Annotated in this window: 20 protein-coding genes; 13 read left to right on the top strand and 7 right to left on the bottom strand. The window is 72.7% G+C overall.

Annotated features, from left to right (window positions below):
* The first annotated feature begins 211 nt into the window (after positions 1-211).
* Both CS0771_RS22285 and CS0771_RS22280 read left to right on the top strand, forming a co-directional pair.
* Positions 212-1,822, top strand: coding sequence for an RICIN domain-containing protein (locus CS0771_RS22285; RefSeq protein ID WP_212842804.1), 1,611 nt, complete (start codon positions 212-214; stop codon positions 1,820-1,822).
* A 152-nt stretch (positions 1,823-1,974) separates the two neighbouring features.
* Positions 1,975-2,709: a hypothetical protein gene (locus CS0771_RS22280; RefSeq protein ID WP_212842803.1), complete on the top strand. Its 735-nt coding sequence runs from the start codon at positions 1,975-1,977 to the stop codon at positions 2,707-2,709.
* A 48-nt stretch (positions 2,710-2,757) separates the two neighbouring features.
* Here the strand turns inward: CS0771_RS22280 and CS0771_RS22275 are convergent, their stop codons facing one another.
* Positions 2,758-3,267, bottom strand: a complete 510-nt coding sequence (locus CS0771_RS22275) for a hypothetical protein (protein ID WP_212842802.1) — start codon at positions 3,265-3,267, stop codon at positions 2,758-2,760.
* Between the two features lie 52 nt (positions 3,268-3,319).
* Here CS0771_RS22275 and CS0771_RS22270 point away from each other — a divergent pair, with 52 nt between their 5' ends.
* The 7 genes from CS0771_RS22270 (at position 3,320) to CS0771_RS22240 (ending at position 13,188) form a co-directional block, all read left to right on the top strand.
* A complete protein-coding gene (locus CS0771_RS22270; protein WP_212842801.1) occupies positions 3,320-3,640 on the top strand; it encodes a hypothetical protein in 321 nt (106 codons plus the stop codon).
* On the top strand, positions 3,637-3,867 hold the full coding sequence (locus tag CS0771_RS22265) for a hypothetical protein (RefSeq protein WP_212842800.1): 231 nt from the start codon (positions 3,637-3,639) through the stop codon (positions 3,865-3,867). The genes CS0771_RS22270 and CS0771_RS22265 overlap by 4 nt, the downstream gene beginning before the upstream one ends.
* A gap of 221 nt (positions 3,868-4,088) precedes the next feature.
* A complete protein-coding gene (locus CS0771_RS22260; RefSeq protein ID WP_212842799.1) occupies positions 4,089-5,351 on the top strand; it encodes a YcaO-like family protein in 1,263 nt (420 codons plus the stop codon).
* 57 nt (positions 5,352-5,408) lie between these two features.
* Positions 5,409-5,639 (top strand): hypothetical protein, encoded by a 231-nt coding sequence (locus CS0771_RS22255; protein ID WP_212842798.1) that lies wholly within the window; start codon positions 5,409-5,411, stop codon positions 5,637-5,639.
* 8 nt (positions 5,640-5,647) lie between these two features.
* Complete coding sequence (locus CS0771_RS22250; protein WP_212842797.1) at positions 5,648-6,889, top strand: MFS transporter; 1,242 nt, start codon at positions 5,648-5,650, stop codon at positions 6,887-6,889.
* Between the two features lie 352 nt (positions 6,890-7,241).
* On the top strand, positions 7,242-9,881 hold the full coding sequence (locus CS0771_RS22245; RefSeq protein ID WP_212842796.1) for a transglycosylase domain-containing protein: 2,640 nt from the start codon (positions 7,242-7,244) through the stop codon (positions 9,879-9,881).
* A gap of 178 nt (positions 9,882-10,059) precedes the next feature.
* On the top strand, positions 10,060-13,188 hold the full coding sequence (locus tag CS0771_RS22240) for a discoidin domain-containing protein (RefSeq protein WP_212842795.1): 3,129 nt from the start codon (positions 10,060-10,062) through the stop codon (positions 13,186-13,188).
* Positions 13,189-13,378: 190 nt separating this feature from the next.
* On the opposite strand, the gene CS0771_RS22235 is transcribed toward CS0771_RS22240, so the two are convergent.
* Positions 13,379-13,744: a nuclear transport factor 2 family protein gene (locus CS0771_RS22235; RefSeq protein WP_212842794.1), complete on the bottom strand. Its 366-nt coding sequence runs from the start codon at positions 13,742-13,744 to the stop codon at positions 13,379-13,381.
* Between the two features lie 248 nt (positions 13,745-13,992).
* Between CS0771_RS22235 and CS0771_RS22230 the strand changes: the two genes are divergently transcribed.
* Positions 13,993-15,609 carry an MFS transporter gene (locus CS0771_RS22230; RefSeq protein ID WP_212842793.1) on the top strand — a complete coding sequence of 539 codons (1,617 nt, stop codon included), beginning with the start codon at positions 13,993-13,995 and terminating at the stop codon, positions 15,607-15,609.
* A 6-nt stretch (positions 15,610-15,615) separates the two neighbouring features.
* On the opposite strand, the gene CS0771_RS22225 is transcribed toward CS0771_RS22230, so the two are convergent.
* From CS0771_RS22225 to CS0771_RS22205, 5 genes are all read right to left on the bottom strand, one after another.
* Positions 15,616-16,317, bottom strand: coding sequence for a M23 family metallopeptidase (locus tag CS0771_RS22225; RefSeq protein ID WP_212842792.1), 702 nt, complete (start codon positions 16,315-16,317; stop codon positions 15,616-15,618).
* Positions 16,318-16,618: 301 nt separating this feature from the next.
* Complete coding sequence (locus CS0771_RS22220; RefSeq protein ID WP_212842791.1) at positions 16,619-19,144, bottom strand: CHAT domain-containing protein; 2,526 nt, start codon at positions 19,142-19,144, stop codon at positions 16,619-16,621.
* Positions 19,141-19,626 (bottom strand): hypothetical protein, encoded by a 486-nt coding sequence (locus CS0771_RS22215; protein ID WP_212842790.1) that lies wholly within the window; start codon positions 19,624-19,626, stop codon positions 19,141-19,143. Before CS0771_RS22215 ends, CS0771_RS22220 begins: the two co-directional genes overlap by 4 nt.
* Entirely contained in the window at positions 19,626-20,225 is a 600-nt protein-coding gene (locus CS0771_RS22210) for an RNA polymerase sigma factor (protein WP_212842789.1), read from the bottom strand. The genes CS0771_RS22215 and CS0771_RS22210 overlap by 1 nt, the downstream gene beginning before the upstream one ends.
* Entirely contained in the window at positions 20,222-21,205 is a 984-nt protein-coding gene (locus tag CS0771_RS22205; protein ID WP_212842788.1) for a S8 family serine peptidase, read from the bottom strand. Before CS0771_RS22205 ends, CS0771_RS22210 begins: the two co-directional genes overlap by 4 nt.
* A gap of 232 nt (positions 21,206-21,437) precedes the next feature.
* Between CS0771_RS22205 and CS0771_RS22200 the strand changes: the two genes are divergently transcribed.
* The 3 genes from CS0771_RS22200 to CS0771_RS22190 all read left to right on the top strand — a co-directional run bounded on the left by CS0771_RS22200 (position 21,438) and on the right by CS0771_RS22190 (position 25,289).
* Positions 21,438-22,136: a trans-aconitate 2-methyltransferase gene (locus CS0771_RS22200; RefSeq protein WP_212842787.1), complete on the top strand. Its 699-nt coding sequence runs from the start codon at positions 21,438-21,440 to the stop codon at positions 22,134-22,136.
* Positions 22,137-22,362: 226 nt separating this feature from the next.
* On the top strand, positions 22,363-24,849 hold the full coding sequence (locus CS0771_RS22195) for a Dyp-type peroxidase (RefSeq protein ID WP_212842786.1): 2,487 nt from the start codon (positions 22,363-22,365) through the stop codon (positions 24,847-24,849).
* Entirely contained in the window at positions 24,846-25,289 is a 444-nt protein-coding gene (locus CS0771_RS22190; RefSeq protein WP_212842785.1) for a cupredoxin domain-containing protein, read from the top strand. Before CS0771_RS22195 ends, CS0771_RS22190 begins: the two co-directional genes overlap by 4 nt.
* Positions 25,290-25,323: the final 34 nt, after the last annotated feature.

The following is a 25,323-nucleotide window of genomic DNA, read 5'->3' as shown; positions in this document are numbered from 1 at the left end:
ACGTCGCCGCCTTTGCCGGTGCAGCGAGAACCGGCGCCTGAGCGATGGCCGTATACGACATCCGGGGTGATGCACACAAGGTTGGCATTGACAGCCATAGCTCTCCACCGTAGCCTCCAATCCGGAAAACGCTTTCCATCACTGGCGTCGGCGAAGCCGGCAGCTTCGCCTCCGGGCGGCGCCTTCACGGGTCTCAACGGAGGAGAAACGCATGCTGCCTGAGCGCAGGCCACCACGCCCCCGACGGCGTGCCCTGCTCGCCGTCCTCGCCACAGCGGCGCTCGCCGCCACCGCCTTTCTCGTGTCGAGCCCGGCGGCGCACGCGGCGACCGTCGACACCGGCGCGACCTACGTGTTCGTCAACCGGCACAGCGGCAAGGCGATGGACCTGTACGGCTGGTCCACCGCCGACGGCGCTCCGATCAACCAGTACACCCGCAACGACCTCGCGGTGCAGCAGTGGCGCTTCACCGACGTCGGCAGCGGCTACTACCAGATCCGGTCCGTGCACAGCGGCAAGGTGCTCGAACTGCCCAACGCCAACGACGGCGTCCAGCTCGTCCAGAACACCGCCGTCAGCGGCAACACCCGCCAGCACTTCGGCCTGGCCGACTCGGCCGGCGGCTACGTCCGGTTCCTCAACCGGCACAGCGGTAAGGCGCTCGACCTGTGGGGCTGGTCCACCGCCGACGGCGCGATGATCTCCCAGTACCAGGACCTCGACGGCGCCAACCAGCAGTGGCAGCTGGTCAAGCTCGGGTCCGGCGGCGGCACGGGCTGCGGCAGCGGCTCCTACAACGCCGAGGCCGTGCTCAGCGGCTCCACGTGGACTGCCCGCAACGGCGGCAGCACCGTCTACACCGGCACCGACCTGCGGGCGGCCGTGCAGGCGGCGGTCAACAGCCTCTCCGCCGGGCGCACCAGCAAGCAGCGCGTGGTGGTACGCGGCTCCGGCTCGATGAGCGCCAACGCCCGCATCTCGCTGCCCAGCTACACCACCCTCGACGTGTGCGGCACCATCAACGTCACCGGGACCGGCTCCGGCGACCAGGCACCCGTCTACTCCCGCGGCACCACCCAGGTCGAGGTCCAGCACCTCAACCTCACCGGCACGCCGCTGTACGGCATCTTCATGCGCAACGTCACCGACGTCGTGCTCGGCCAGATCGACATGCGGCTGTCCGCCGGGCTCGGCGTGCGCATCGACAACCGCGGCGACACCAGCCAGTGGACCCGCAACGTGCGCATCGACAACGTGTACGTGTCCGGCGCGAGTTCGCACGCCGTGGAGACCTACGGCGTCGACGGCCTCACCGTCGGCACCGTGACCGCCCGCAACGTCGGCGAGTCCGGCCTGCTGCTCAACCAGACGATCAACGCCACGGTCGGCACCGTCGACGCCGAGAACGCCGGGGCGGGCACGGGCTACGCGGCGTTCCGGATGGCCAACCGCAACGGCCGCGTCGGCTCCAGCTACGGCACCAACATCCGGGTCGGCACCGTGCGCGCCCGGGGCGGCGGCCGCGGCATCTTCTGCGTCTCCGAGAGCGGCGGCGCCGCCATCGACCGGGTGGACATCGCCAACACCGGCAACAACGCGATCCTGATCGAGAACTGCTACAACGTGAACATCGCCGCCAACGGCGGCACGATCAGCGGCGGCGGCGAGGTCCGGCTCGCCGAGCGCACCGAGTTCGCCGGCAACCGCGACATCACCCTGCGCAACTTCACCCTGGTGAACAGCCGAGTGGTGGAGAACCCCTGCGCCGACAACCTGTCCATCAGCATCACCCTCAGCAACTCGACGATCGTCAGGTGCTGAGAACGCCTGGCAGCACGGGGGCCGCCACGTCCGGCGGCCCCCGTCACCGAGGGTGCACATAGGCCATCGCCGACGCCGGGCATCGATATCCGACACTCCGCTCACGGCGTGTCAGCTGCGTCGCCGGACCCCTCGACGACATCATCAAGGGCGTGAGCCGCGCTGGACATCCTTCCGCCGTCGACGTCGCCGCACAGCTCGACTACTACCTCGTGTACGCCAACGCCCGCGCCCGGGATCGCGCTCTCCCGCCCGAGGGCATCGTCCTCGAAGAGTTCGTGCTGCGCCCCGACGGCACCACGTCCGCGCTGGACAGTGCGGGTTGGACGGCCGCCGGCGGCACCTGGTGGAGCGCCGTCACGTTCAGTCGAGGCCTGCGCACCGACGCCCGGCTGCGCGCCCGGGTGACACCCGTCGGCCGGGCGGGCGCACAGGCGGCGTACCAGGCGGCGTGCGGTGCGGCGCTGCCGCCGGAACCGGAGCTGCGCCGCCACTTCCTCGACCGGCTGGAGCTGCCCGCCTCCGCGCCCGCCCACCTGGTGCCCGCGCAGGCCACCCCCGAGCGGTGCGTCTACCGGGTGCTGCTGGCCGGCGAGCTGCCCGAGCACGGGCGTGCGGCGCTGCGCAGCGGCTGGCGGATGCAGCCGTTCGACCGCGGGGACGACACAGCACATCGCATAGCGGGACGCACCCGCCGCACCCTGGACGGGCAGACGGTGACCTGGACGCTCCGTCAGCTCGGCGACGAGGCGACCTGGGCCGTCGACCTGTCCACCGACCGCTCGGACAACCCGGCGACGCCCGCCCTGGCCCCGTTGCTGCTCCGCCTGCGCACCGAGGCCCGCGGCCAGGGCCTGATCCCGGTCGCCGTCGAGCGTATGCCCTAGACGGCGGGACCAGCCCGGACCGTGCCAGGGCTCGGCGGCGGTCCGGTCTCAGGGCGCGCAGATCGCGTACGCGTGCACGTGCCAGTCGTCGGCGTAGCCGGTCTGGTCCTCGTGCGCGGCCACGTCGACGCCGGACAGCGCGCCGGGCCCGAACAGGCCGACCCGGTTGAGGTGCAGATGCCGCCACGGCTCGAAGCCCAGGTTGATGAACGCGCCGACCCGGTGCACCTTCGTCCCCGCCGGGCACGCCACGCTCACACCGTTGTTGATCGACGATTCGACGCTGTCGGCCGAGACGACGTGCTGCCCGATCGGGTTGCTGCAGATCGCGTACACCCAGGCACCGAAGCGGCCGCAGCCGGTCTCGTCGGGCGCCACCGTCGCCGAGACGCCCCGCAGGACGTCGGGGAGCGTGTTGTGGGGGTGGATGGAGATCAGCTTGAAATGGTGTCCACCTACCGCGGCGCCGCCGATGCCGAGGACCCGCTTGCCCTCTGAGCACATCGCCACCGGCGCGGGCGCTTCCAGCGGCTGAGCGCGGCCGAAAGTCGCTTCCACCCCGGACTGCAGGCAGCGACACTGGCACGGAGAGACTGAGATCGGAGTGGTCGTGGCGCTGACGCAACACGCAAGCCGTCCCATCGTGGTGGACGGTGTCGAGTACCGCTGGCTCGTACGGCAGCGGCCCTCCAGCAGCCAGGGCATAGGCGCGCCGCTCACCTTCGCCGTCGAACTCCCCGGCGTGCACGGCGCGGTGCTGGTCGTCACGACCGATGCTGCCCGACCCGACAACTGGATCGGATCTCCATCAGCCGTGATCCGTCCTGCGCAGGTCGCCGCCTGCGTCAGGGCGGCACTGCGCGGCGGCTGGCGGCCGGCGCAGCCAGGGCCTGCATTCCTCGCTGACGCGGCGCTGATGGAAGCGTCATGAGCATCTTTGCTGACGAGTTCACGGCCACACGCATGATGTTGATCAGCGTGGTTTCCTCCGACGAGATGTGCTGCGATACCCTGACTCTGGACCAGCCCTTGTTCCTTCGCCCCGGCGACCGCATGAGTTTCCACGGCGTGGAGGTCGTCGTCGACCGATCGTCCGGACGCCGGGAGCGGCTGACGGGAAGTAGCGGACGCGCGCTCCAGCGTTCGCGACTGCGCTAGCGCCGTCGCAACGCCGTCCTCCTCGTCACCTCGGATTCGCGCCACTCCTCGGAATCCGATGGCGATGTCCCGGGACTAGCCGTGGTCACCAGAACGGGCTGTCGGCCGCCGAAGCCGCAGATTCGGCGGCCGGGTCCGGCTCGGGCCGCGGTACGTCGTGCGGCTTCGGATCCGCTACCAGCCGTTGACATCAACGCAGGCCTCTGGAACAGTCTGGGCCGGTGAACACCTCCGGGAAGGCTGCAGTGCCCTTCCGATCAGTGCCGGCCGAGAGCGCGCTCGCGACAGCCTCGGCCGAGATCAGCCGGCTCGGCCTCACGGCGCGGGCGGAGGTCCTCGGCCCAACCGCATCGCCGATCATGCGCGTCACGCTGTTCCGGGACGGAGGATCAGTCGCCGTCGGCGCGGGAAAAGGCGCGGGCCCCCAAGGCGCGGCGAGCGCGCACTTCGAGGCCCTGGAACGCTATCTCATGTCCGCCCAGGAGAACCGCCGATGGACCGCAGACGCCACCAGGCTGCTGCCTGCGAGCGCCGTAGCCGGGCAGTCCGCCCTGGAGCGGGACCTCGTCATACAGCGGTGGGCAGCGGAATTTCCGAACTCCGTCGCGGCGTGTGCCCCTTACGGCGGAGTCCGTTATCCCACGTTCCTCGCCGACCCTCGCTACTACCGGTGGCCGGTCGCCGGTGACGACGTCCGACCGTACCGCAGTCTGCTGCGGTACTCGTCCAGCCTGGGCACTGCGGCAGGTGTCGACCTGGCAGAGGCCGTCTACCACGGCCTCTGCGAGCTGATCGAACACGACGGCCTCGGGCAGGCGCTGCTGCGCTGGTACATCGCGGGCGTGCCGGACGTCGACCTCGTGCCCGTCGAGGATCTGCCGGACGAGTTGCGTGCGCTGCACGCGGAGGCCGTGCGGGCGGCCGGCGCCTCGGTGCACCTGCTCGACGTCACCACCGACCTGGATGTGCCGGTGTACCTGGCGGCCAGCCCAGCGGCCAGCGGCGAGCCGACCCGGCTCGGGGCAGGCGCGTCGCTCTGGGCCACCGACGCCGCGTCGCGCGCCCTCGGCGAGCTGATCCAGGTCTGCGCGCTCTCCTCGACCGCCGGCGGCTCGCCTGCGGTCGACCGTCTGGCGACCTGGCAGGCGCTACGACGATGTGCCCTGATGCCACTCGACGAACTGCTGTCCGGCCCGGTGCGGGCGGTGCCGCTACGCGCGGACATGGCCGGTGACGGCAGCCCGGATTGGGGGCTGGAGCAGGTCCGCCGGGCTCTGGCCCGTCACGGCATCGACTACCACGTGTGCGAGGTCGCGCCGGCCGGCTCGTCGATCGCGGTAGCCACAACGATCGTCCCAGGACTGGAGCGCTTCAGCCTGGTGCGGCACGGGGTGCCCGTCATCCCGACTGGGCGGGGCTGGGCCCTGTGGCCGTCCCCAGGCCCGGCGATGATCACCCGACCGAGTCCAGTTACCACGAAATGAGGGAACATGTCTACTAGCGACGTTCCATTCCGTCCCGGTGGCGCGGGTAAAGAGCCGATGGCTCGTCTCTCCCCGCCTGGCGGTGGTGGCGGCACCCTGTGCTTCCACCCCGGGGACGACAACAAGCCGACGGCTCGCCACTCCCAGCCCGGTGGCGGCGGCGCCGCTTGCTTCCACCCGAGTGACGACGGCAGTGCGTCGATGACCCACCTCGCCGACGATCTGGCGGCCGACCTGCACCTCGCGCTGGCCAGCATCGACTACCGGCAACTCGCCGTGCTCGCCTGAAGCAGGCGGTGAGGCAGCACATCGAGGCAGCCGGCGTCAACGGACGCCGGCTGTTCCACCGTGACTTCTCCTACTGGTACCTCGCCCGATCGATCTCGGTCGCGGGGACCGCTGCCAGCGCCGTCGCCCTGCCGCTGCTGGCCTACCGGACGAGCGGCTCCCCCACGCTGACCGCGGCGGTGCTCGGCCTCGAAGCCCTGCCGTACCTGCTGTTCGGGCTCTTCGCCGGTGCCGCCGCGGACCGTCTGCGGCGCAAGCACATGATGATCACCGCTGACGTATGCTGCGCTCTCCTGCTCGCCACCGTACCGGTCGCCGCGCTGTTCGATGCGCTGACCACCTGGCACCTGCTCATCGTGGCGTTCGGCGTGGGCTGCGGCTTCTGCTGGTTCGACGCCGCAGCCTGGGGTGCCTTTGTCAGCATCGTCGGCAAGCCGGGGATCACCCGGGCGAACAGCCTGATCTGGTCCACCGAGATCGTGCTGGAGATCGCCGCGCCCGCCACTGCCGGCCTGCTGGCCGCGATCACCGACCCCACTCTGGTACTGGCCGTCGACGCTGCCACCTATCTGGTGTCCGCGGCGCTGCTCGCCCAGATACGAACCGGGTTGGACCCAGGGCCGGCGGTGGCCCGCCGGCTGCGGGCCGAGATCGCCGAAGGGGTGCGCCACCTCTGGCGAACACCGGTCCTGCGTACGCTGACCGCTGCGGGCTTCGGCCTGAACGTGGCCGCCGGCGGCGCGCTGGGTCTGCTCGTCGTACACGCCGACCGGGCTCTCGACATCGGGCCCGAAGACCAACGGCTGGGCCTGCTCTACGCTGCCGCCGCGGTCGGATCGCTGGTCGCCGCCGTCATCCTGCCCCAAGCCAGCCGGTGGGCCGGCCAGGGAACGGTGTCCATCACCGGGCTCATCATCTTCGGCGCGGCCCTCATCGGATTGGCCGGCACGTCGGCCTTCACGTCGGCGTTGACCGGGTGGGCGATCTGGGCCGTGGCGCGCCTGACCGTGAACGCCAACGGCATCACTGTGCGACAGCTGCTCACACCCGATGCGCTCCAGGGCCGCGTCAACACCACCGGGCGCATGCTGGCCTGGGGCGGCACTCCGTTCGGCGCCGTGATCGGCGGCCTGGCCGCCGACGCCTACGGGGTCCGGGTCACGTACCTGATGCTGGCTGTGCCCGTCGTGCTCAGCCTCGCCCTCGTCATCGCCTCGCCGGTGCGTGGCCTGCGCATCGCGGTCGATTGACTCAGGTCTGCCGCGGCCGGTGACCTCTTCACCGTGTGACCGCTTGAGGGGCAGCTGGGCGAGACTGCGTGACGCGCACGGATGATGAGACGGGGCTTTCGCGGTGCGCTGCCGGGGACTCGAACCCCGAACCGCAGACCAGTGCGCTCGTTCCAGCGACCTCGGTCAGCGTCGTCGCCAGGTCGGGTGAGCTGTCGGGTGTGACCTGACGCGGCGGGTGGAGCGACCCGTGGGGGTGCGTCGTTAGAAGGGTGCAGGACCGGACAACCCGGATGTAATCCGGTGGGAGCGACGCTCCTTCAGGCCGGGCCGACGAGCACTCCGCCACGCGACGACTCGAAGGGTGTGACCAATGACTTCGCCCCCGACGCCCACCTCGGGCCGCTCCCCCGTCCCACCCGACGACAATGCCGGCACCCGCGGCGAAACCGCAGGTCAGAGTGGGTACACCAACCCGGACCGCACCATCTCCGCGTCGCCGAGCCCGCCGCCCGGCCGGGTCGCGGGCCGCGCCGCCGTGCCGACCGTCGCGGGGCGAGCGCCCGCCGCAACCTGCCGCCCGACGCCCGGCGGCTCCGGGCGGGCTGCCGTACGTCCCGCCGGGACGGCCCCGGAGGGGCGGCCGGCCCGTACCCGGCTCAGCGAGGCCGACAGCAAGGGCAAGCGCCGCAAGCGGTGGGGACGCAGCATCCTGCTGGCCTCGGTGGCGATGATCGTGATGCTCGCGGGCGGCGGCCTGATCGCGGGCGCCTACTTCTACGACTCGGTGCCCGAGCCCGCGGACTTCAGCGAGAACGAGAACACCTTCGTCTACTCCTCCGACGGCGAGCAGATCGCCAAGCTCGGCGGCGAGAACCGGCAGATCGTCGCCATGCCGACGCTGTCCGACGAGGTGAAGGCGGCGCTGATCGCGGGCGAGGACAAGAACTTCTTCCAGCACAGCGGCATCGACGTGTGGGGCATCGCGCGCGCCGCGTGGAACAACCTGACCGGCGGCGAGACGCAGGGCGCCTCGACGATCACCCAGCAGTACGCCCGCAACGCCGCGAAGGACCTGGAGGTCAGCTACGCCCGCAAGCTGCGCGAGGCGGTGATGGCGCGCCGCCTGGAGGAGGAGCACAGCAAGGACGAGATCCTCGGCTTCTACGTGAACACGGTGTGGTTCGGCCGCGGATCGAGCGGCGTGGGCGCGGCGGCCAGGGCGTACTTCGGCAAGCCGGCCGACAAGCTGACGGTCGAGGAGGCCGCGGTGCTCGGCGCGGTGCTCAAGCAGCCGGAGCCGAACGAGGCCGACGGCAGCAAGGGCTTCGACCCGCACTTCAACCCGGACGCGGCCCGCATCCGGTGGAACTATGTGCTGGACAACCTGGTCGAGATGGGCCGGATCGACGCCCAGCAGCGGGCGGCGATGGTCTATCCCGACAAGGCGCTGCGCAAGTACTCCGCGAAGTCGGGTGAGACCGGGGTGCAGGGCACGGGCACCGGCTTCGTGATCCAGAAGTACGTGGACCGGGAGATGACCGCCTGGGGCATCACCGACTGGCGCAACAAGGGCTACCGGATCACCACGACGATCAACGCGAAGGCGCAGAAGGCGCTGGAGGCGCAGCTGTTCCGCACCTTCGAGTGGAAGCAGTCGTGCACCGGCAAGGGCGACCAGAAGCAGTGCACCAACGACGTGGAAGACGCGATCGACGTCAAGGGCACGAAGATCAACGGGTATCCGAAGAACGTGATCGCGGCCGGGGTCGCCATCGACCCGAAGACGGGCCGGGTGCTGGCCTACTACGGCGGCGCCGACGGCACCGGCATCGACTACGCCGGGAAGATCAACGAGGGCACCACCTGGGAGGACGGCGGCCATCCGCCCGCGTCGTCGTTCAAGGTGTACACGCTGGCCGCCGCGATCGACGCGGGCATCTCGCTGAAGTCGACCTGGGACCCGACGCCGATCACCGCCACCGGCAAGAACAAGAACTGCGACAAGTACAAGCTGTGCCCGTACGAGGTGGAGAACGCCGGCCGCGACCCGGGCAAGCTCAAGTGCAAGCGCAAGTGCACGCTGAAGGACGTCACCCGGATGTCGCTCAACGTGCCCTTCTTCAAGATCGCCAAGAAGATCGGCCCGGACAAGGTCGTCAAGATGGCGCACGCGGCCGGCGTCAACACCATGTGGGCGCTCAGCGACGGCAAGGCGCGCGACCTCACCGACCCGGCCACCGACATCAGCCGCGCCTCGTTCGACTACCAGGTCGGCTTCGGGCAGTACCCGATCACCGTGCTGGACCACGCCTCGGGCATGGCGACCTTCGCCAACCACGGCATCTACTACAAACCGCACTTCGTGATCAAGGTCGAGAAGAAGGACGAGAAGACCGGCAAGTACAAGCTGGTCCCGCAGGCCGGGGAGGTCATCCAGGCCGAGCGCCGCATCCGCGCCGAGGTGGCCGACGAGGTGACCGGGGTGCTCAAGACGATGCCCGGCTACTACTACCACCCGCTGCTGGGCCGCCAGGCCGCCGCGAAGACCGGCACCTGGGAGAGCAAGACCAAGGAGAACGCCCACTCCCACGTGTGGACGGTCGGCTACACCCCGCAGATCGCGTCGGCGATCTGGGTCGGCAACGTCAAGAACGCCTCCGACCCCATCTACCGGCCCGCCAAGCTGGGCGGCGGCAACATCACCAGCGTCGGCCTGCCCGCCGACATCTGGCAGGCCTTCATGAACGCCGCCCACACCGGCATGAAGCTGCTGCCCGAGCCGCTGGCCAACGGCACCGGCGGCAAGCTCGGCGAGTCCGAGGGGGTCGGCGACGGCGTCGACCCGCCGAAGAAGGACGACGACGACGAGGACTGCGACGACGACGACGAGAAGAAGTGCAAGAAGAAGCCGGCGCCCGGCGGCAGCCCCGTGCCGTCACCGCCGCCGGGCGGTCCCGGTCCCGGTCCCATCGTGCTGCCGACACCGCTGCAGTCCCTGCTCGGCGGCTGACCTGATGCGTGCGGCCCGGACGGCGGTGCGCCGTCCGGGCCGGTCGGGCACGGGTTGACTAATCGGCCCGACTCTATGAAGCTGCTTTGGAGAGCGCTCTCCAAACACGACGCGTCCACCGTGGCCGTCCCCCACGCGGCGCGTCCTGTCCCGTCCCGCACCACGACAGGAGCAGCCCATGTCCATCCCACCCGTCGCCAGACGGGCCCGGTTCCGCCGGGCCGCGCTGGCGGCGTCCGTCACCGCCGCTCTGGTACTGCTCGCACAGTCCCTGGTGGCCAACACCCCGGCGCAGGCCGCCGGCCCCCTGATCTCGCAGGGCAAGCCGGTCACCGCGTCGTCGATCGAGGGCGCGGGCACGCCGGCCGCCGCCGCCGTCGACGGCGACCCCGGCACGCGCTGGTCCAGCCAGTTCAGCGACCCGCAGTGGATCCGCGTCGACCTCGGCGCGACCGCCGCGATCGACCAGGTCCGGCTGGTCTGGGAGACGGCGTACGCGACCGCCTTCCAGATCCAGGTCTCGCCCGACGGCAACGCCTGGACCAGCATCTACTCCACGACCACCGGCACCGGCGGCACGCAGACCCTCGCGGTCGGCGGCAGCGGCCGCTACGTGCGCATGTACGGCACCACCCGGGCCATCGGCTACGGCTACTCGCTGTGGGAGTTCCAGGTCTTCGGCGTGATCGGCGGCCAGCCCAGCCCCAGCGCGAGCCCGAGCAGCAGCCCGAGCCCGAACCCCAACCCGGGCGGCACGCCGATCTCGGAGTTCAAGAAGGTCGAGGCGTCGTCGTACGAGGGCGGCAACGCCCCCGCCGCCGCGCTGGACGGGCGCACCACCACCCGCTGGTCCAGCCAGTTCAGCGACCCGCAGTGGATCCGGATCGACTTCGGCGGCACGGCGACCGTCAGCCGGGTCGTGCTCAACTGGGAGTCCGCGTTCGCGCGCGGCTACCGGATCGAGACGTCCGCCGACGGCACGAACTGGACCGGCATCTACTCGACCACCACCGGCAACGGCGGCATCGAGACGCTCAACATCAGCGGCACCGGCCGCTACCTGCGCCTCTACGGCACGCAGCGGGCCACCGGCTACGGCTACTCGCTGTGGGAGCTGCAGGTGTTCGGCACGGTCAACACGTCGGCGACCACCCCGCCGATGCTGTCCGCCCCGACCCGTCCCCCGGCGACCACCGGCCAGTTCCAGCTGACCGGCCCGGCCGACGCGGCGATGGTCACCACCACCCGCCGCCCGGCGCTGAGCTGGAACGCGGTCGGCGGCGCGGCCCGCTACCAGGTCTGGCTCAACATCAGCCGGACCGACTACGACTTCACCCAGTCCGGGAACCTCATCGACCTGTACACGAAGGTCGCCGAGCCCACCGGCACGACGTACACCCCGACCTGGGACCTGCCCGACCGCTGGACGTACAAGTGGTACGTGGTGGCCGTCAACAGTTCCGGCGGCACGGTCTCGGTGTCGAACATCCGGAGGTTCAGCGTCTACCTGCCGGTGCTGGAGACGGTCGCCGACGGCGTCAACATCGTCAACGGCAGCCGCGACCTGAACAAGAACGGCGCCGTCGAGCCGTACGAGGACTGGCGCCTGCCGGTCGAGACGCGGGTCAACGATCTCCTCGGGCGGATGACGCTGGAGGAGAAGGCGTACCAGATGTTCTACAACGCCCAGGCGTTCAACCGCGCGGGCTGGCACTTCGGCCCCGCCGAGGGCCCTGACCTGCACAACTTCCTGCTGTCCTCGGCGACCACCCGCCTGGGCATCCCGTTCGTGTCGGCGGGCGACACCATCCACGGGTACAAGACCACCTACCCGACGCAGAGCGCGCTGGCCGCGGGCCGCAACTACCCGCTGCAGTACAAGCTCGGCGACATGCAGCGCCGCGAGCAGCTCGAAGTGGGCACCCGCGGCGTGCTCGGCCCGCTGGCCGAGGTCGGCACGAAGGTGATCTACCCCCGGATCCAGGAGGGCAACGGCGAGAACGCCGACGTCGCCGCCGCCCAGGTGCGGGCGCTGGTGGCGGGCCTGCAGGGCGGCCCGGAGCTCAACCCTGCATCGGTGCTGGCCACGGTCAAGCACTGGCCCGGCGAGGGCGCGGGCGGCGAGGCGCTGATCGTGTACGACGCGGTCACCATCAAGTACCACATGATCCCGTTCCGGGCCGCGCTGGAGGCCGGCGCGGTCAACATCATGCCGGGGTACGCGGGCAGCTCGTTCCTGGACCCGGGCGGCCCCGGGGCCGGTGACAGCGCGCCGATCCTGGCCTACCTGCGCAACAACCTGGGCTACACGGGCCTGATCACGACGGACTGGCTGCCGTCGGGCTCGTGGGTCGGGGCGGCCAAGGCCGGTTCGGACGTGATGGGCGGCGCGGACCCGGGTGCGCCCGGCTACTCCATGGCGACCTTCACCGCCGGGGTGCCCGCGGCCCGCATCGACGACGCGGTCCGGCGGGTGCTGCGGCTGAAGTTCCAGCTCGGCATCTTCGAGGCGCCGTACGGCGACCCGGTCAACGGCACGTACCGGATGCACCAGCCCGCGTACACCCAGCTGGCGAACCAGGCCTCGCGCGAGGCGATGACGCTGCTGAAGAACAACGGGGTGCTGCCGCTGCGGCTCAACGCGGGCGACAACATCGTGGTGGCCGGTCCGCGCGCCGCCGACTCGCTGGCCTGCTGCATCTGGACCAGCTACTTCCACCAGGAGTACGGCTCGAAGAACATCATCGACTCGATCAGGGCGCGGGCGGCGACCGCCGGGGTCAACGTGTACCAGGACTCCGGACCGTCTCCGAAACTCGCCATCGTCGCGGTCGGTGAGGGCTCCTACACCCACGCCACCAACTGGGTGAAGGAGCAGCCGTTCCTGCCGCCGGACCAGCTGGCGGTGATCCAGAACTTCCGCAACCAGAACATCCCGGTCGTGGTCGTGCTGGTGATGCCGCGCCCATACGTCATCACCGAGTGGGACGCGCTGACCGCCGCCACGGTGGTCACCTACCGCGGCGGCGAGGAGATGGGCCCGGCCCTGGCCGGCCTGCTGTTCGGCGACTACGCGCCCAGCGGCAAGCTGCCGTGGCAGCTGCCCCGCAACCTGTCCGACGTGCTGCGGCCCGGCGGCAGCGACGTGCTCGCCGACGCCGTCGAGTTCTGGGACCTGCCCTACGACCTGGGCGCCACCACCGCCCAGCGCAACGAGATCAGGGCCCGCATCGACGCCGGCCAGCCGGTGCCGACCAACTACGGCAACCCGCTCTACCCGTACGGAGCCGGCCGCACCGGCTGGTGACCCCGTGAAAGGAAGGGCACCTTCTTAACGCTTCGCGTATAAGAAGGTGCCCTTCTTAACGTGCCTGGCACGTGGGCGGGTGCACCGGTCAGGTGGCATCCCCGCCAGGTCTGCGAGGTCCGGCCGATCTGCGGCGTGAAACGGGCGGGCGGCCGGCCCCTTCCTCTCGGGTCGGCCGCCCGGCCGCCGCTCAGCGGTGGTCGTTCTCCTTCAGCTCGATCACCCAGGCCCGGCGCTCGGCGATCAGGCCACCGCGCATGACGAACACCTCGGCCATGGACATACGCATCACCGAGCCGTCGGTGCGGCGGGCCTCGCCGGTCAGCTCGGCCATGATCACGTCGTCCTGCTCGACCATCCGGACCAGGTCCAGCGTGGGCGGCTGGATGAAGCCGGGACCGTCGATGGCCTCGTCGTAGGCCTGCTTGCCGGACAGCTTGAACGCGCCGTAGACGGTCCAGGTGATGTCGTCGGTCAGGCACGACAGGATCTGCGCGTGGTCGTTCTTGCGGAACCCGTCCAGGTATCGCTCGACCGTGCGCTTGTTCTCCGACATCGGATCTCCTTCCGCCGGGCCTGCCACAGCCCAACGTATCGGGCGGCCCGCCGCGAACGGGTCCGCCACACCGGTCCGGGCGGCGCCGGTGCACGCCGGAGGCCGCCATGCAGGGTGGCCGTCGTGGGATGGACGGAGCCGCCGGCCGGATCTCGACATCTCTCCGGCAGGAGATCCGCGCGATTGCGCCCCAGGAGCGCGGCCGGTGGGCGACGCTGTCATCCGGACCCCGGTGAGAGGAGGCTGCCGTGACCGGCGAAGCGACCCGCACGGCGGCTGCCGCGACTTCGGCCGTCGTGCTGCCCACGCTGGCGGCGGGCCAGTTCCTGATGACGCTGGACAGCTCGGTGATGAACGTGTCGATCGCGACGGTGGCGCAGGACGTCGGCACCGACGTCACCGGCATCCAGAGCGCGATCACGATGTACACCCTGGTCATGGCCGCGCTCATGATCACGGGTGGCAAGCTCGGCCAGATCATGGGCTACAAGCGCGCGTTCGCGCTGGGCTGCGTGATCTACGGCGCGGGCTCGCTGCTGACCTCGCTCGCGCCGAACCTGACCGTGCTGCTCATCGGCTGGTCGCTGCTGGAGGGCATCGGCGCCGCGCTGATCCTGCCCGCGATCGTCGCGCTGGTCGCGGCCAACTTCGGCCGGTCGCAACGGCCGCGCGCGTACGGCCTGGTCGCCGCGTCCGGCGCGATCGCGGTGGCGGTCGGCCCGCTCATCGGCGGGGCGCTGACCACGTACGCGTCGTGGCGCTGGGTCTTCGCCGGTGAGGTCGTGGTGGTGCTGGGCATCCTGGCGCTCACCCGGCGGATGAGCGAGCTGCCGCCCTCTCCCGGCACCCGGCTGGACCTGGGCGGCACGGCCCTGTCCGGCCTGGGGCTGGTGCTGGTCGTCTACGGCATCCTGCGCGCCGGGGCCTGGGGCTTCGTCAACCCGAAGCCGGGCGGCCCGTCGTGGCTGGGCCTGTCCCCGGTGTTCTGGCTGGTCATCGCGGGCGGCCTGGTGCTGCTGGGCTTCCTGGCGCGGGAACGTCGCCGCCGCGACCGCGGGCAGCCGGTGCTGATCGATCCGGCGATGCTGGACAACCGGCAGTTGCGCGGCGGCCTGACCGCGTTCGGCTTCCAGTACCTGCTGCAGGCGGGCCTGTTCTTCACGGTGCCGCTGTTCCTGTCGGTCGCGCTGGGCCTGTCGGCCGTCGACACCGGGGTGCGTATCCTGCCGCTGTCGGTGTCGCTGCTGGTCGCGGCGGTAGGCGTCCCGCGTTTCCTGCCCGACGCCTCGCCCCGGCGGGTGGTGCGGGTGGGCTTCCTGGCGCTGCTGGCCGGGCTGGTCCTGCTGGCCGCGACGCTGCAGCTCGGGGCCGGGCCGGAGGTGGTCACGGGGCCCCTGCTGCTGGCCGGGCTGGGCATCGGCGCGCTGGCGTCGCAGCTGGGCGCGGTCACCGTCTCGGCGGTGCCGGACGAGCAGAGCGCCGAGGTGGGCGGCCTGCAGAACACGATCACGAACCTGGGCGCGTCGGTGGGCACCGCGCTGGCCGGGGCGGTGCTGATCTCGGCGCTGACGACGTCGTTCCTGACCGGGATCCGGGACCACCCGGCCGTGCCGGACTCGGTGTACCAGCAGGCGCAGGTGCAGCTCGCCGCCGGGGTGCCGTTCGTGTCCGACGCGCAGCTGTCGGCGGGACTGGCCGCGGCGGGCGTGGATCCGGCGCAGGCCGAGGCGATCGTCGCGGAGAACGAGCAGGCGCGTCTGGACGGGCTGCGCGCGGCGCTGGCGCTGCTGGCGCTGATCGCGCTGGTGGCGCTGTTCTTCGCCCGGCGCCTGCCCGCCCGGCAGCCGGGCGAGAGTGGTCAGTGACGCCGGTCAGGCGGCGGGCTGCGCCTCGATCTCCAGCTCGAAGTCGATGCCCTTGGCCGAGAACCAGCTCATCGGGTTCTGCACCGCGTCGTTGACGTAGACCTCGAGGTGCAGGTGCGTGCCGTACGCGTAGCCGCTGTTGCCCAGCAGGCCGATCTGCTCACCCGCGCCGACCTGCTGGCCGACCTTGACGAGCACGGCGCTGGCGTGGGCGTAGACCGTCTTGACGCCGCCGCCGTGGTCGACGGTGATCGAGTTGCCGAAGGCGCCGTTCCAGCCGGCCTGCACCACGATGCCCTGGTGCACGGACGCGAACGGGGTGCCCTCCGGCAGGCCGCCGAGGTCGAGACCCTTGGGCAGCAGGCTGGAGCGGACCGCGTGCTGCGGGACGATGTCGTAGTCGTGCAGCGGGAGCACCCAGGAGTCGGCGGAGGTCGCGCTGACCGAGGTGTCCATGGTGCGCTCGGCACGGTTGGCACGGTCGGCGGCCTGGGCACGCGCGTCGTCGACCGCCGCGCCGGCGGCCACCTCTACGATCGGATCGCTCTTGGCGTCGTCGACGGCCGCTCCCGCGCCGAACGCCACCACACCCGCACCGGCCGCCGCGGTGGCCAGGACTGCCGCGTACCGACGGCGGGACGGCGCTGCCGCGCGACGCCTGCCGCGATACCTGTCGCCTTCCTTGGAAACCTCTGGCCGGTACTGCACGCGATGCTCCGCTTCTGTCAAGGGCAAGAGACAAGGTAGCGAACCCGCAGACGTGGCCACAAACCATCTACCGTGACAGAACAATGACTCAGCGTCGTCTCCGCTGGTGACCGGGTGGGCAATTCGGACATTAATTAACTCAAAGTTACGGGCGTCACTGGATGTCACGTCCGCCGTCCAGGTACCGCCGATCGGCTCAACCCGCCCTGAAGCAGGCGAATCCGACAGGCGTGATCTGGTCGCTGCCGCGCGGCATCGCGAACCTGGTCGCGGGCTCGCTGGGGGAAGGAGTGACCGCGGCTCAGCCCGCCCCGAAGCAGACGAACCCGGCCGGTTCGGTCTCGCCCGCCGCGGCGGCAAGGGCGGCGGCGGGGGCGGCACCCGCGGCCAGCCGCCGGTGGAAGCCCGTCATCACGTGCATCGCGACGTCGTCGGCGACCCGGCTGACGCTCGCCACCACGGTCGCGGTCCCGGCCGCTATCAGGGCGGTGCTCAGCCCGACCGACTCGTGGCCGGGCCGCACGTCGGCCAGGCCGAGCTCGCAGGCCGACAGCACGGCCACCCGGGGCGCGACGGACAGCTGCTGCAGGTCATAGCCCATGAGTGGGCCGTCGGCCAGCTCGAACGCGGAGAACAGCGCGTTCTCGCCCTGATGCCTGCCGTGCGCGGCCACGTGCAGCAGAGCTGCGCCGTCGCAGCCCGCCAGGGTCGCTGCCGCCGTCGCCGCCGGGCCGGTGAGCACCCGCGCGCCCGGGTGGCACCGCGCGATTTTGTGCACCTCCGCCTCGGCCCGGTCGTTGCCCGGCCCGGCCACCAGCAGCGCCGGACCGGCCGGGCCCGGCTCGCCGTAAGCCCGCTGCCGCGCCGTGTACCAGCTGGTCGCGGACGCGGCCACGGTGACCGGCCGGCCGGCGGCGCCGGGCAGCAGGCTCCACGGGACGGTCAGCAGCTCACCGGTCGGCACGAGCACCAGGTCGCGGTCACCCGCGACGGCGAGCACCGGCCCGAGCACCGCCGCGGCCAGCTCGGCGGCGTCGCGGCGCACGGACGCGAGCACCGCGTCGGCCAGCCGAGGTGGCAGCGCGCGCCCGGCCCGCGCGTCCAGGGAGGCGCGCAGCCGCAGCGCGATCTCGGCCGCCGCGGCCGGGCGGCCCGCGTCGACCAGCCGCGCCGTGCCACCGGCCAGCACCAGCGCGCGCAGCGCCGGGCCGTCGTGCAGGTAGACGGCCATCGCGGCGTCGCCGAGGGCCTGCGCGACGGTGCCCATCGGAGCGGGTGCGCCGCCGGTGCCCGGCCCGGCCAGCGTCCACGAACGGTGCCGGATGCGCCGCTCCAGCTCGGCGGCGTGCGAGCGCTGCGCACCGGCGGGCCGCCCGGCGCGCTCGGCCTCGCGTACGGCCAGCCGGACCTGCCGCAGGGCCGCCAGGGCGGCGGCGGTCTCGGGGTCGGCCGGCGGGCGTACGGGCGGCAGCAGCAGCGCCTGCGCCCGGGAGCGCTCGGCCCAGGCGAAGACCTCGGCCGGGCGGCCCCGGTCCAGCGCGCGGCGCAGTCCGGCCCCGGCCAGGTCCCGCCCGTGCACCGCGGCGCCGGTCTGCAGGTCGAGGCAGCCCACCTGGGCGCGGTAGCGGTGCAGCTCGGCCAGGCCCGTGGTCAGCTGCCGCGCGGCGGTGCCGGCCCGGCCGGACGCGGCGGCGACCTCGGCCCGCGCCAGCCGGCCAAGCACCCGGGTGTCCAGCCGGTCGCCGTGGCGCAGCACGCCGTGGCGGCGCAGCGCGTCCACGGCGTCGGCGGTCCGGCCCAATGCGGCGTTCGCCCGCGCGGCGAGCAGCCCCGCCACCCGCGCGTCCTCGTCGAGCGCCAGCTCGGACAGGCGGGCGGCGAGGGTGTTCGCCCGGCGCAGCAGCACCCGGTCCGGCCCGCCCGTCGCGTACGCCGCGCGCAGGTCGACCAGGTCCGCCAGCGCCGCCCAGCGCCCGTTGCGCCGCTTCAGGAAGCAGGACCGGGCCTGCCCCGCCCAGCGCCGCGCGTCGGCGTGCCGGCCGGCCAGCAGGGCGGCCTCGGCGCGGGCGAGCAGCGCCTCGGCCTCGTCCTGGCCCATGCCCTGGGCACGCAGCCGCGCCAGCGCCGCCGCGAGATCGTCGTCGGCCTCCCGGAACAGGCCCGCGGCCAGCAGCACCCGGGCCCGGTCCAGGCCGAGCAGGGGCAGCACGCCGGGCGCGGAGCGGGTGTACTCGACGGACAGGGCCGCGAACGCGCCCAGCGCCCTGGGCAGGTCACCGGCGGCGAGGTCGAGCAGGGCCAGGTTGTGCCGGGCCTTGGCGGCGATGAGGCCGAAGCCGTGGCGCTGCGCCACCTGGGCGGCACGGCCAAGGTCGGCACGGGCCGCCGCCGGGCGGGGCGCGTGCAGGTGCAGCACGGCCCGGTTCAGCAGCACCCGGGCCAGGTCGCGGGGCTCCCGGCGCTCGTCGAGCACCCGCAGCGCCCGGCCGTACTCGGCCAGCGCCTCGTCGTCGCGGCCGGTGCGGCGCAGCATCACCGCCCGCTGCCCGTGCAGCGTGCCGCGCTGCTGGGGCGGCAGCAGCCGCTCCGCCTCGTCCAGGTGGCCCAGGCCCTCGGCGATGCGGCCCAGCTCCGAGACCGCGTAGGCGAGGCTGACCAGGATCCGGGCGCGCAGCGCGGCGTCCTCGGCCGGGTCGCCGCCGGGCGGGGCGTCGTCCAGCACCCGCAGCGCCGCCCGGTGCCGCCGCGCGCCCAGCGCCGGGCGCATGTCGTTGGTGGCCGCGACCCCGGCCGCGTGCAGCTCGGCGGCGCGCGGCCGGTCGCTCACAGCACGATGCCGGGTGTCACCACGGTGCGCAGCCCCGCCCCGTGCACCAGCAGCTGGGCCAGCCCGTGCGGGATGCCGGTGAACACGAACCGGCCCGCCTGGTCGGCCTGCGCGGTGTGGATCACGTCCTGCCCGTCAGGCCCGGCCGCGGCGGTGCGCAGCTCCACCTGCAGCGGCGCGGGCGGGGCCAGCCAGCCGTCGACGCGTACCCCGTCGTCGCCGGGCAGCACCGACACCATCAGGCTCAGGATGTCGCAGTCGAAGGTGATGGTGCGCGCGTGCTCGGCCGCCCGCGCGCCCGACCCGACCAGCGCGTCGTGCTGCAGCCGCGCCGCCTCCACGTCCAGGTCGGCCAGCCGCAGCGCGAACGAGACGCGGTCGTCCAGGTCGGCCGGGGGCGGGTCCACCGCGGCCCAGGTCCGCGCCAGCGCGTCGAGGATGTCCGCGTCGAGGTCGTCGAGCAGGCCGTCCGGGTCGGTCATCACCGGCTCCAGGTGGGATCGGCGAGCAGCAGCTCGCGTACTTTCGCCAGGCAGCGGCCCCGGGTGGGGCCGATGCTGCCCCGGGGCATGCCCATGGCCTCGGCCAGCACGTCGTAGTCGGGCCGGTCCACCAGCGCCACGACGCGCAGCAGGCGGCGGCACCGGTCGGACACCGCCTGCAGGGCGCGCCACAGCGCCCGGTCGCGCTCGTGGGTGAGCACCTGCTCGTCCACGTCGGCCGCCGGGGACAGCGCGTGCTCCACCACCTCGGAGTCCGGGTCGGCGCCGGCGCGTTCCTGGCGCAGCAGCCGCCACGCCTCCCGCCGGGCGGTCGTGGCCAGCCAGCCCAGCAGCGCCTGCGGGGTGCGGATGGTGTCGAGGTGGCGTACGAACACCAGCCACGTCGTCTGCACCACGTCGGCGGCGGGCTCGGCGGCCAGGCCCTGCGCGCGGGCGACGTGCCACAGCAGCGGGTTGACCTCGCGCACGATGGCGTCCAGCGCGCCGCGGTCGCCCTCGCGCGCCTTCTCCAGCAGCCCGGCCAGCACCGCCGCGCGGCCCTCGGCCGGGACGGTGTCCGCTCCGGCCGCCGCCGTCATGCGGCCTCCCCGTTCCCGGCCCTGTGCGGGTCGGGCGTGGTGAGGGCGTTCAGCACGCGCTCGGCCCGCTCCCGGGGGGTCGAGGTGTCGAAGGGCGCCACACCGGACTGGTCGAGCAGCGCCTGTGCCAGCATCCCGGCGTAGGCCGCGGCGGCGTACGAGGTGCCGCTGCCGACGCCGAAGCCGGTCAGCGCGGTTTGCTCGTTGTCGTCGTGGACCGCCATGTCGTCGAGCGTCGAGAGCGCGCCGCCGGATGCCAGCGGCGTGGCGCTGAACACGTCGACACCGACGCAGTGGCGGGTGACCCAATCCTCGTCCCGGCTGAAGTCGGCCAGGTGCCCCTTGACGGTCACCGCGCCGACCGAGGCCACCAGCGCCGCCTTGGAAGCGAACGCGGCCGGGTACACCGGCTCGGGCGTGCCGTAGTTGCCGGCGGCGGCGACCAGGATCGTGCCGCGCTCGGCCAGCCGGTCGACGGCGGCCCGCACCTCCTCCTTGTAGCACTCGTCGGCGGCGTTCAGGGACCGGAAGCCGATCGCGAGGCAGATGACGTCGATGAGCCTGTGCTGCTGGTCGTACAGGTGGGTCAGCGCCTTGAGGATCTGCCGGTCGGCGATGCGCCCGTCCTTGCCGCGGTCGAGCGTGACCGACAGGATGATCGCGTCCGGCGCATGCTGCCGGACCACACCGGCCACGAACGTGCCGTGGTGGGGGCCGTAGTCGGCGATCGCGGGACGCGGCCAGCCCTCGTCGTACGCGTCGAGGAGCACCGGGTCGCCCGGATCGCCCTGGAACCAGGGGTGGGCGGGGTCGACGCCGGTGTCCAGGACCGCGACGACAGGCCGCCGCAGGTCGGGCGCACGACTCGCCGGAGTCCGGCGCGGCGCGGGCACGAACGCGGACACCGGCCTGAACGGCAGGCCGTGCGTGTTCTTGACGCTGAACCCGTGCTTGTTCACGCTGACGACCTTCTCCGCCATGACCTCGTCCCCTCCGGCCGTAACCCCGTTCGTTCCACAAGAGAGTGTGGTGGCGATCGCTGGATACCGGAACCCTGAAAACGGCTTGCGGGCGAAGACAGACTGACCGGGTGACGGCATGGCCACGGACCACTCGCCGTGATCAGGCCGGACGGATCAATACCACATCCACGGCCGCCGTCGGTAAGGAGTGGTCGCTCCGTCCGACCAGGCACGGTGCGATGCTGATCACGTGCCACAGCTCTCCGGCACTGCCGAGCACTGGCAGGCCGTATACGACCGAAATGATCCACAGAACGTCAGCTGGTACCAGCCCACGCCCGCAATGTCGCTGAGGCTGCTGGAGGCCGGCGGGGCACGCCCCGGCAGTTCGGTGCTCGACGCCGGCGGCGGTGCTTCCACTCTCGTCGACGAGCTGCTCGTCCGCGGCATGACCGACGTGACGGTGCTCGACCTGTCGGAGGCGGCGCTGGCCGCGGCCCGCAGGCGGCTGGGCGAGCGCGCCATGGCGGCGCACTGGATGGCCCGGGACCTGCTGACCTGGTCGCCGCTGCGGCGGTACGACTTCTGGCACGACCGTGCCGTGTTCCACTTCCTCACCGACCCGGCCGACCGCGACCGCTACCGCCGCGTGCTCGCCGCCGCGCTCGCGCCCCGCGGGCAGGCCGTCATCGGCACGTTCGCCGAGGACGGCCCGGACTCCTGCTCCGGCCTGCCCGTGGCCCGCTACGGCATGCAGGCGCTGGCCGAGCAGTTTCCCGGCTTCCAGCTCTTGCAGGCCGAGCAGGAGCAGCACCGGACCCCGTCGGGCGGCTGGCAGTCGTTCACCTGGGTGCGGCTGACCCGCCCCGCCGGGGAACCGGTGCCCTCCTATGCTCCCGCCGCCGCCCCTGCCCCGGCTCCCGCACCGCAGCCCGGCAGCTACTACTGACCAGGCCGCTCGCGCGGACACCATCGCTCCGGGCTCCACAACTTCTGGGTTGTAGGTACAACCCAGAAGTTGTGGAGCCGAAACCGCAACACCTCGCCCCGCCGAGGGCCTGGTCGACAGCCGAAGGTGACCAGGGTCACCCGGGCCGCTCCGGAACCAGAAGGCCTCCCCCGCCGACCAACGCTGACCGGGTCGCAGGCGTGCGGCCCGCGTTTGGGGAGGTTCGGTGCGGGTGTACACGTCGGTGGCGCGGCCGGTCCGGCTGCTGCTGGCCGTGGCGGCCGGTCTGCTGCTCGTGCTCGGTCCGGCAAGCGCCGCGTCGGCCCACGAGGTCGGCGGGGTCGGTGCGACCAACTTCGCGACCACCCTGTCCGGGCTCTCCCCGGCGGTGCCCGGTGTCGCCCTGTCCGTCGTCGAGAACGGCTCCCGCCTCCAGCTGCGCAACACCACGAAAACCGAGGTCGTGGTACGCGGCTACAGCGAGGAGCCGTACGCCAGGATCGGGCCCGACGGCGTCTGGCTCAACGACGGCTCCCCCGCGACCTACCTCAACGCCGACCGGTTCGGCTCCACCCGCGTGCCCGCCGACGCCGACCCGGCCGCCGCCCCGCGCTGGCGCAAGGTCTCCGACGAGCCCGTGCACCGCTGGCACGACCACCGCACCCACTGGATGCTGACCACGCTGCCGATCGCGGTCGCCGCCGACCCGACCGCGCCGCACCGGATCTCCGAGTGGCGCGTCGACCTCGACCACGACGGCCGGGTCCTCACCGCGACCGGCTCCCTGGACTGGGTGCCCGGCCCCTCCCCCACCCCGTGGTACCTGCTCACCGCCCTGTCCGCGCTGCTCGTCGTCGGATTCGTGTTCACCCGGTGGGCGCACCGGCTGGTGGGCGCGGCGCTCGGCGCGCTGATCGCCGCCGACGTCGCACACGCGGCCGGGGTCGCGCTGGTCACCGAGGGCAACGTGCCCGAGCGGCTGGGCGCGTTCCTCGGCTCGGACATGACCGCGCTGCTGATCTGGCCGTTCGGCATCGTCGCGGCGGTGCTCATCGCGCGCGGCGCCACGTTCCTCGGTTTCGTCGGGATGGGTGTGGGCGGGCTGCTCGCCTCGATGATGGCGCTGGACGACGCGCCGGTGTGGTGGCGCTCCTCGGCCCCGTCCGCCCTGCCCGCCGATCTCAACCGCGCCACGGTCGCCCTGATCGTCGGCCTCGGCGCCGGTCTCCTGCTGGCCGGGCCGCTGTTCTGGCGCCGCTTCAAACCCGCCTCGCGCACCCAGTCCGCCTCCGCCGGAGTCGCCACGTCCGCCGGAGTCGCCACGTCCGCCGCCGAACCCCCGGCGAACGGCGAGACCCCGCACTCGCTCGCGACAATGCCGGCTCGCGACACCGCCGACGACGCGCAGGCGGAGCCGCCGATCCTGCTCGGAGCGCGGGCCGCCGCGGCAGCCGCGCCACCGCGGGAGGAGGCGACCGTCGGGCGGCGCGGGTTCGCCGGGACGCTGGCCGTGGGCGGCGTCGGGGTGATCCTCGGCGCGGCGGGCGGCATCGCGGCGGGCGGTGGCCCCGGCACCGACACCCCCGCCGAGACGGAACCCGGTGAGCCGGGCCGGTCGTCGATCGGCACGGCCCGGGTCGCGTTCCACGGCGAGCGCCAGGCGGGCATCGCGACCCCGGCCCGGCCGCAGGCCCGGCTGCGGGTCACCGCGTTCGACCTGGTCCCCGGCGTGGACCGGGCGGGTCTGCGTACGCTGCTGCGCCGCTGGAGCCAGGCGGCCGAGCAGCTCACCGCGGGGCAGGCGCTCGGCGCACCGGGCGATCACGTCGTCACCGGCGCGGGCCCGGCATCGCTCACGGTGACCATCGGGTTCGGGCCGAGCCTGTTCGGCAAGGCCGGGCTGACCGCCGCGAACCGGCCGAAGCAGCTCGCGCCGCTGCCCGCGTTCCCGGGCGAAGACCTCGACCCGGATCGCAGCGACGGCGACCTGTGCCTGCTGGTCGCGGCCGACGACGCGCTGGTGGTGTTCCACGCCGCCCGCGAGCTGGCCCGGCTGGCGCGGCCGTACGCCCGGGTCCGGTGGCAGACCGACGGCTTCAGCAGCGCACCCGGTGTCACCGCCGACGGCGCGACCAGCCGCAACCTGATGGGCCAGCTCGACGGCACGAACAACCCCCGGCCCACCGACGAGGACTTCGACAGCAAGGTGTTCGTCACCGACCCGGCCGCGCCGCGCTGGCTGCAGGGCGGCTCGCTGCTGGTGGTACGCCGTATCCGGATGCTGCTCGACGACTGGGACGGCCTCGGCCGGCCCGCCCAGGAGCGGGTCACCGGCCGCCGCAAGGACACCGGCGCGCCGCTGTCCGGCGGCGAGGAGCGCACCCCGGCCGACTTCGGCGCGACCGCCCCGGGCGGCGGGCTCGCCATTCCCGCCGACGCGCACATCCGCCTGGCCGCACCGGCCTTCAACAACGGCGCGGCGATGCTGCGCCGGGGCTGGTCCTACGCCGAGGACATCGAGGCCGGGCTGCTGTTCCTGGCCTGGCAGGCCGACCCGGCGCGGGGCTTCGTGCCGGTGCAGCGGCGGCTGGCCGGCTCCGACGCGCTCAACCGCTTCATCCGCCACGAGACCAGCGCCCTGTTCGCCATGCCGCGCGGAGCCGCGACCGGCGGCTACGTGGGCCAGGACCTGTTCGGAGACGACCCCGCATGAGCCTGCTGACCCGCCTGCTGTCCTGCTCCGTCCCGCTGGCGACCGCCGTGGCGCTGTCCGGCTGCTCGCTGTGGGGGCTGGAGGGCGGCCCCGACGCCCAGGGCGCGGCGCTGCCCAGCATCGCCGCGCAGCCGGAGGGCGTGGCGGCGGCCATGGGCGCCGACGGCGTACAGCGTATCGAGATCACCGTCGACGACAAGCTGCGCATGACGCCGGAGGTGGTCTCGGCCCGCCCGGGCCGGGTGGAGTTCACCTTCCGCAACGTCGGGCTGACCCCGCACGACATCGCGCTGCGGGTGCCGTCCGCGGCGGGCACGGGCAATCTCAACGGGGCCGACACCCGCACGGTGCTGATCGAGGTCACCGAGCCCGGCACCTACCCGATGCCCTGCCTCTACCACGGCACGTCGGGCATGCGCGGCACCCTGTACATCCGCTGACCTGTGGCCCGGCCGCGAGCCCGACGTACGGTGA

The sequence above is a fragment of the Catellatospora sp. IY07-71 genome, assembly GCF_018326265.1.
Lineage (GTDB): Bacteria > Actinomycetota > Actinomycetes > Mycobacteriales > Micromonosporaceae > Catellatospora.
Note: the sequence above shows the minus strand (reverse complement) of the source record. Positions and strands in the feature narration are given on the sequence as shown.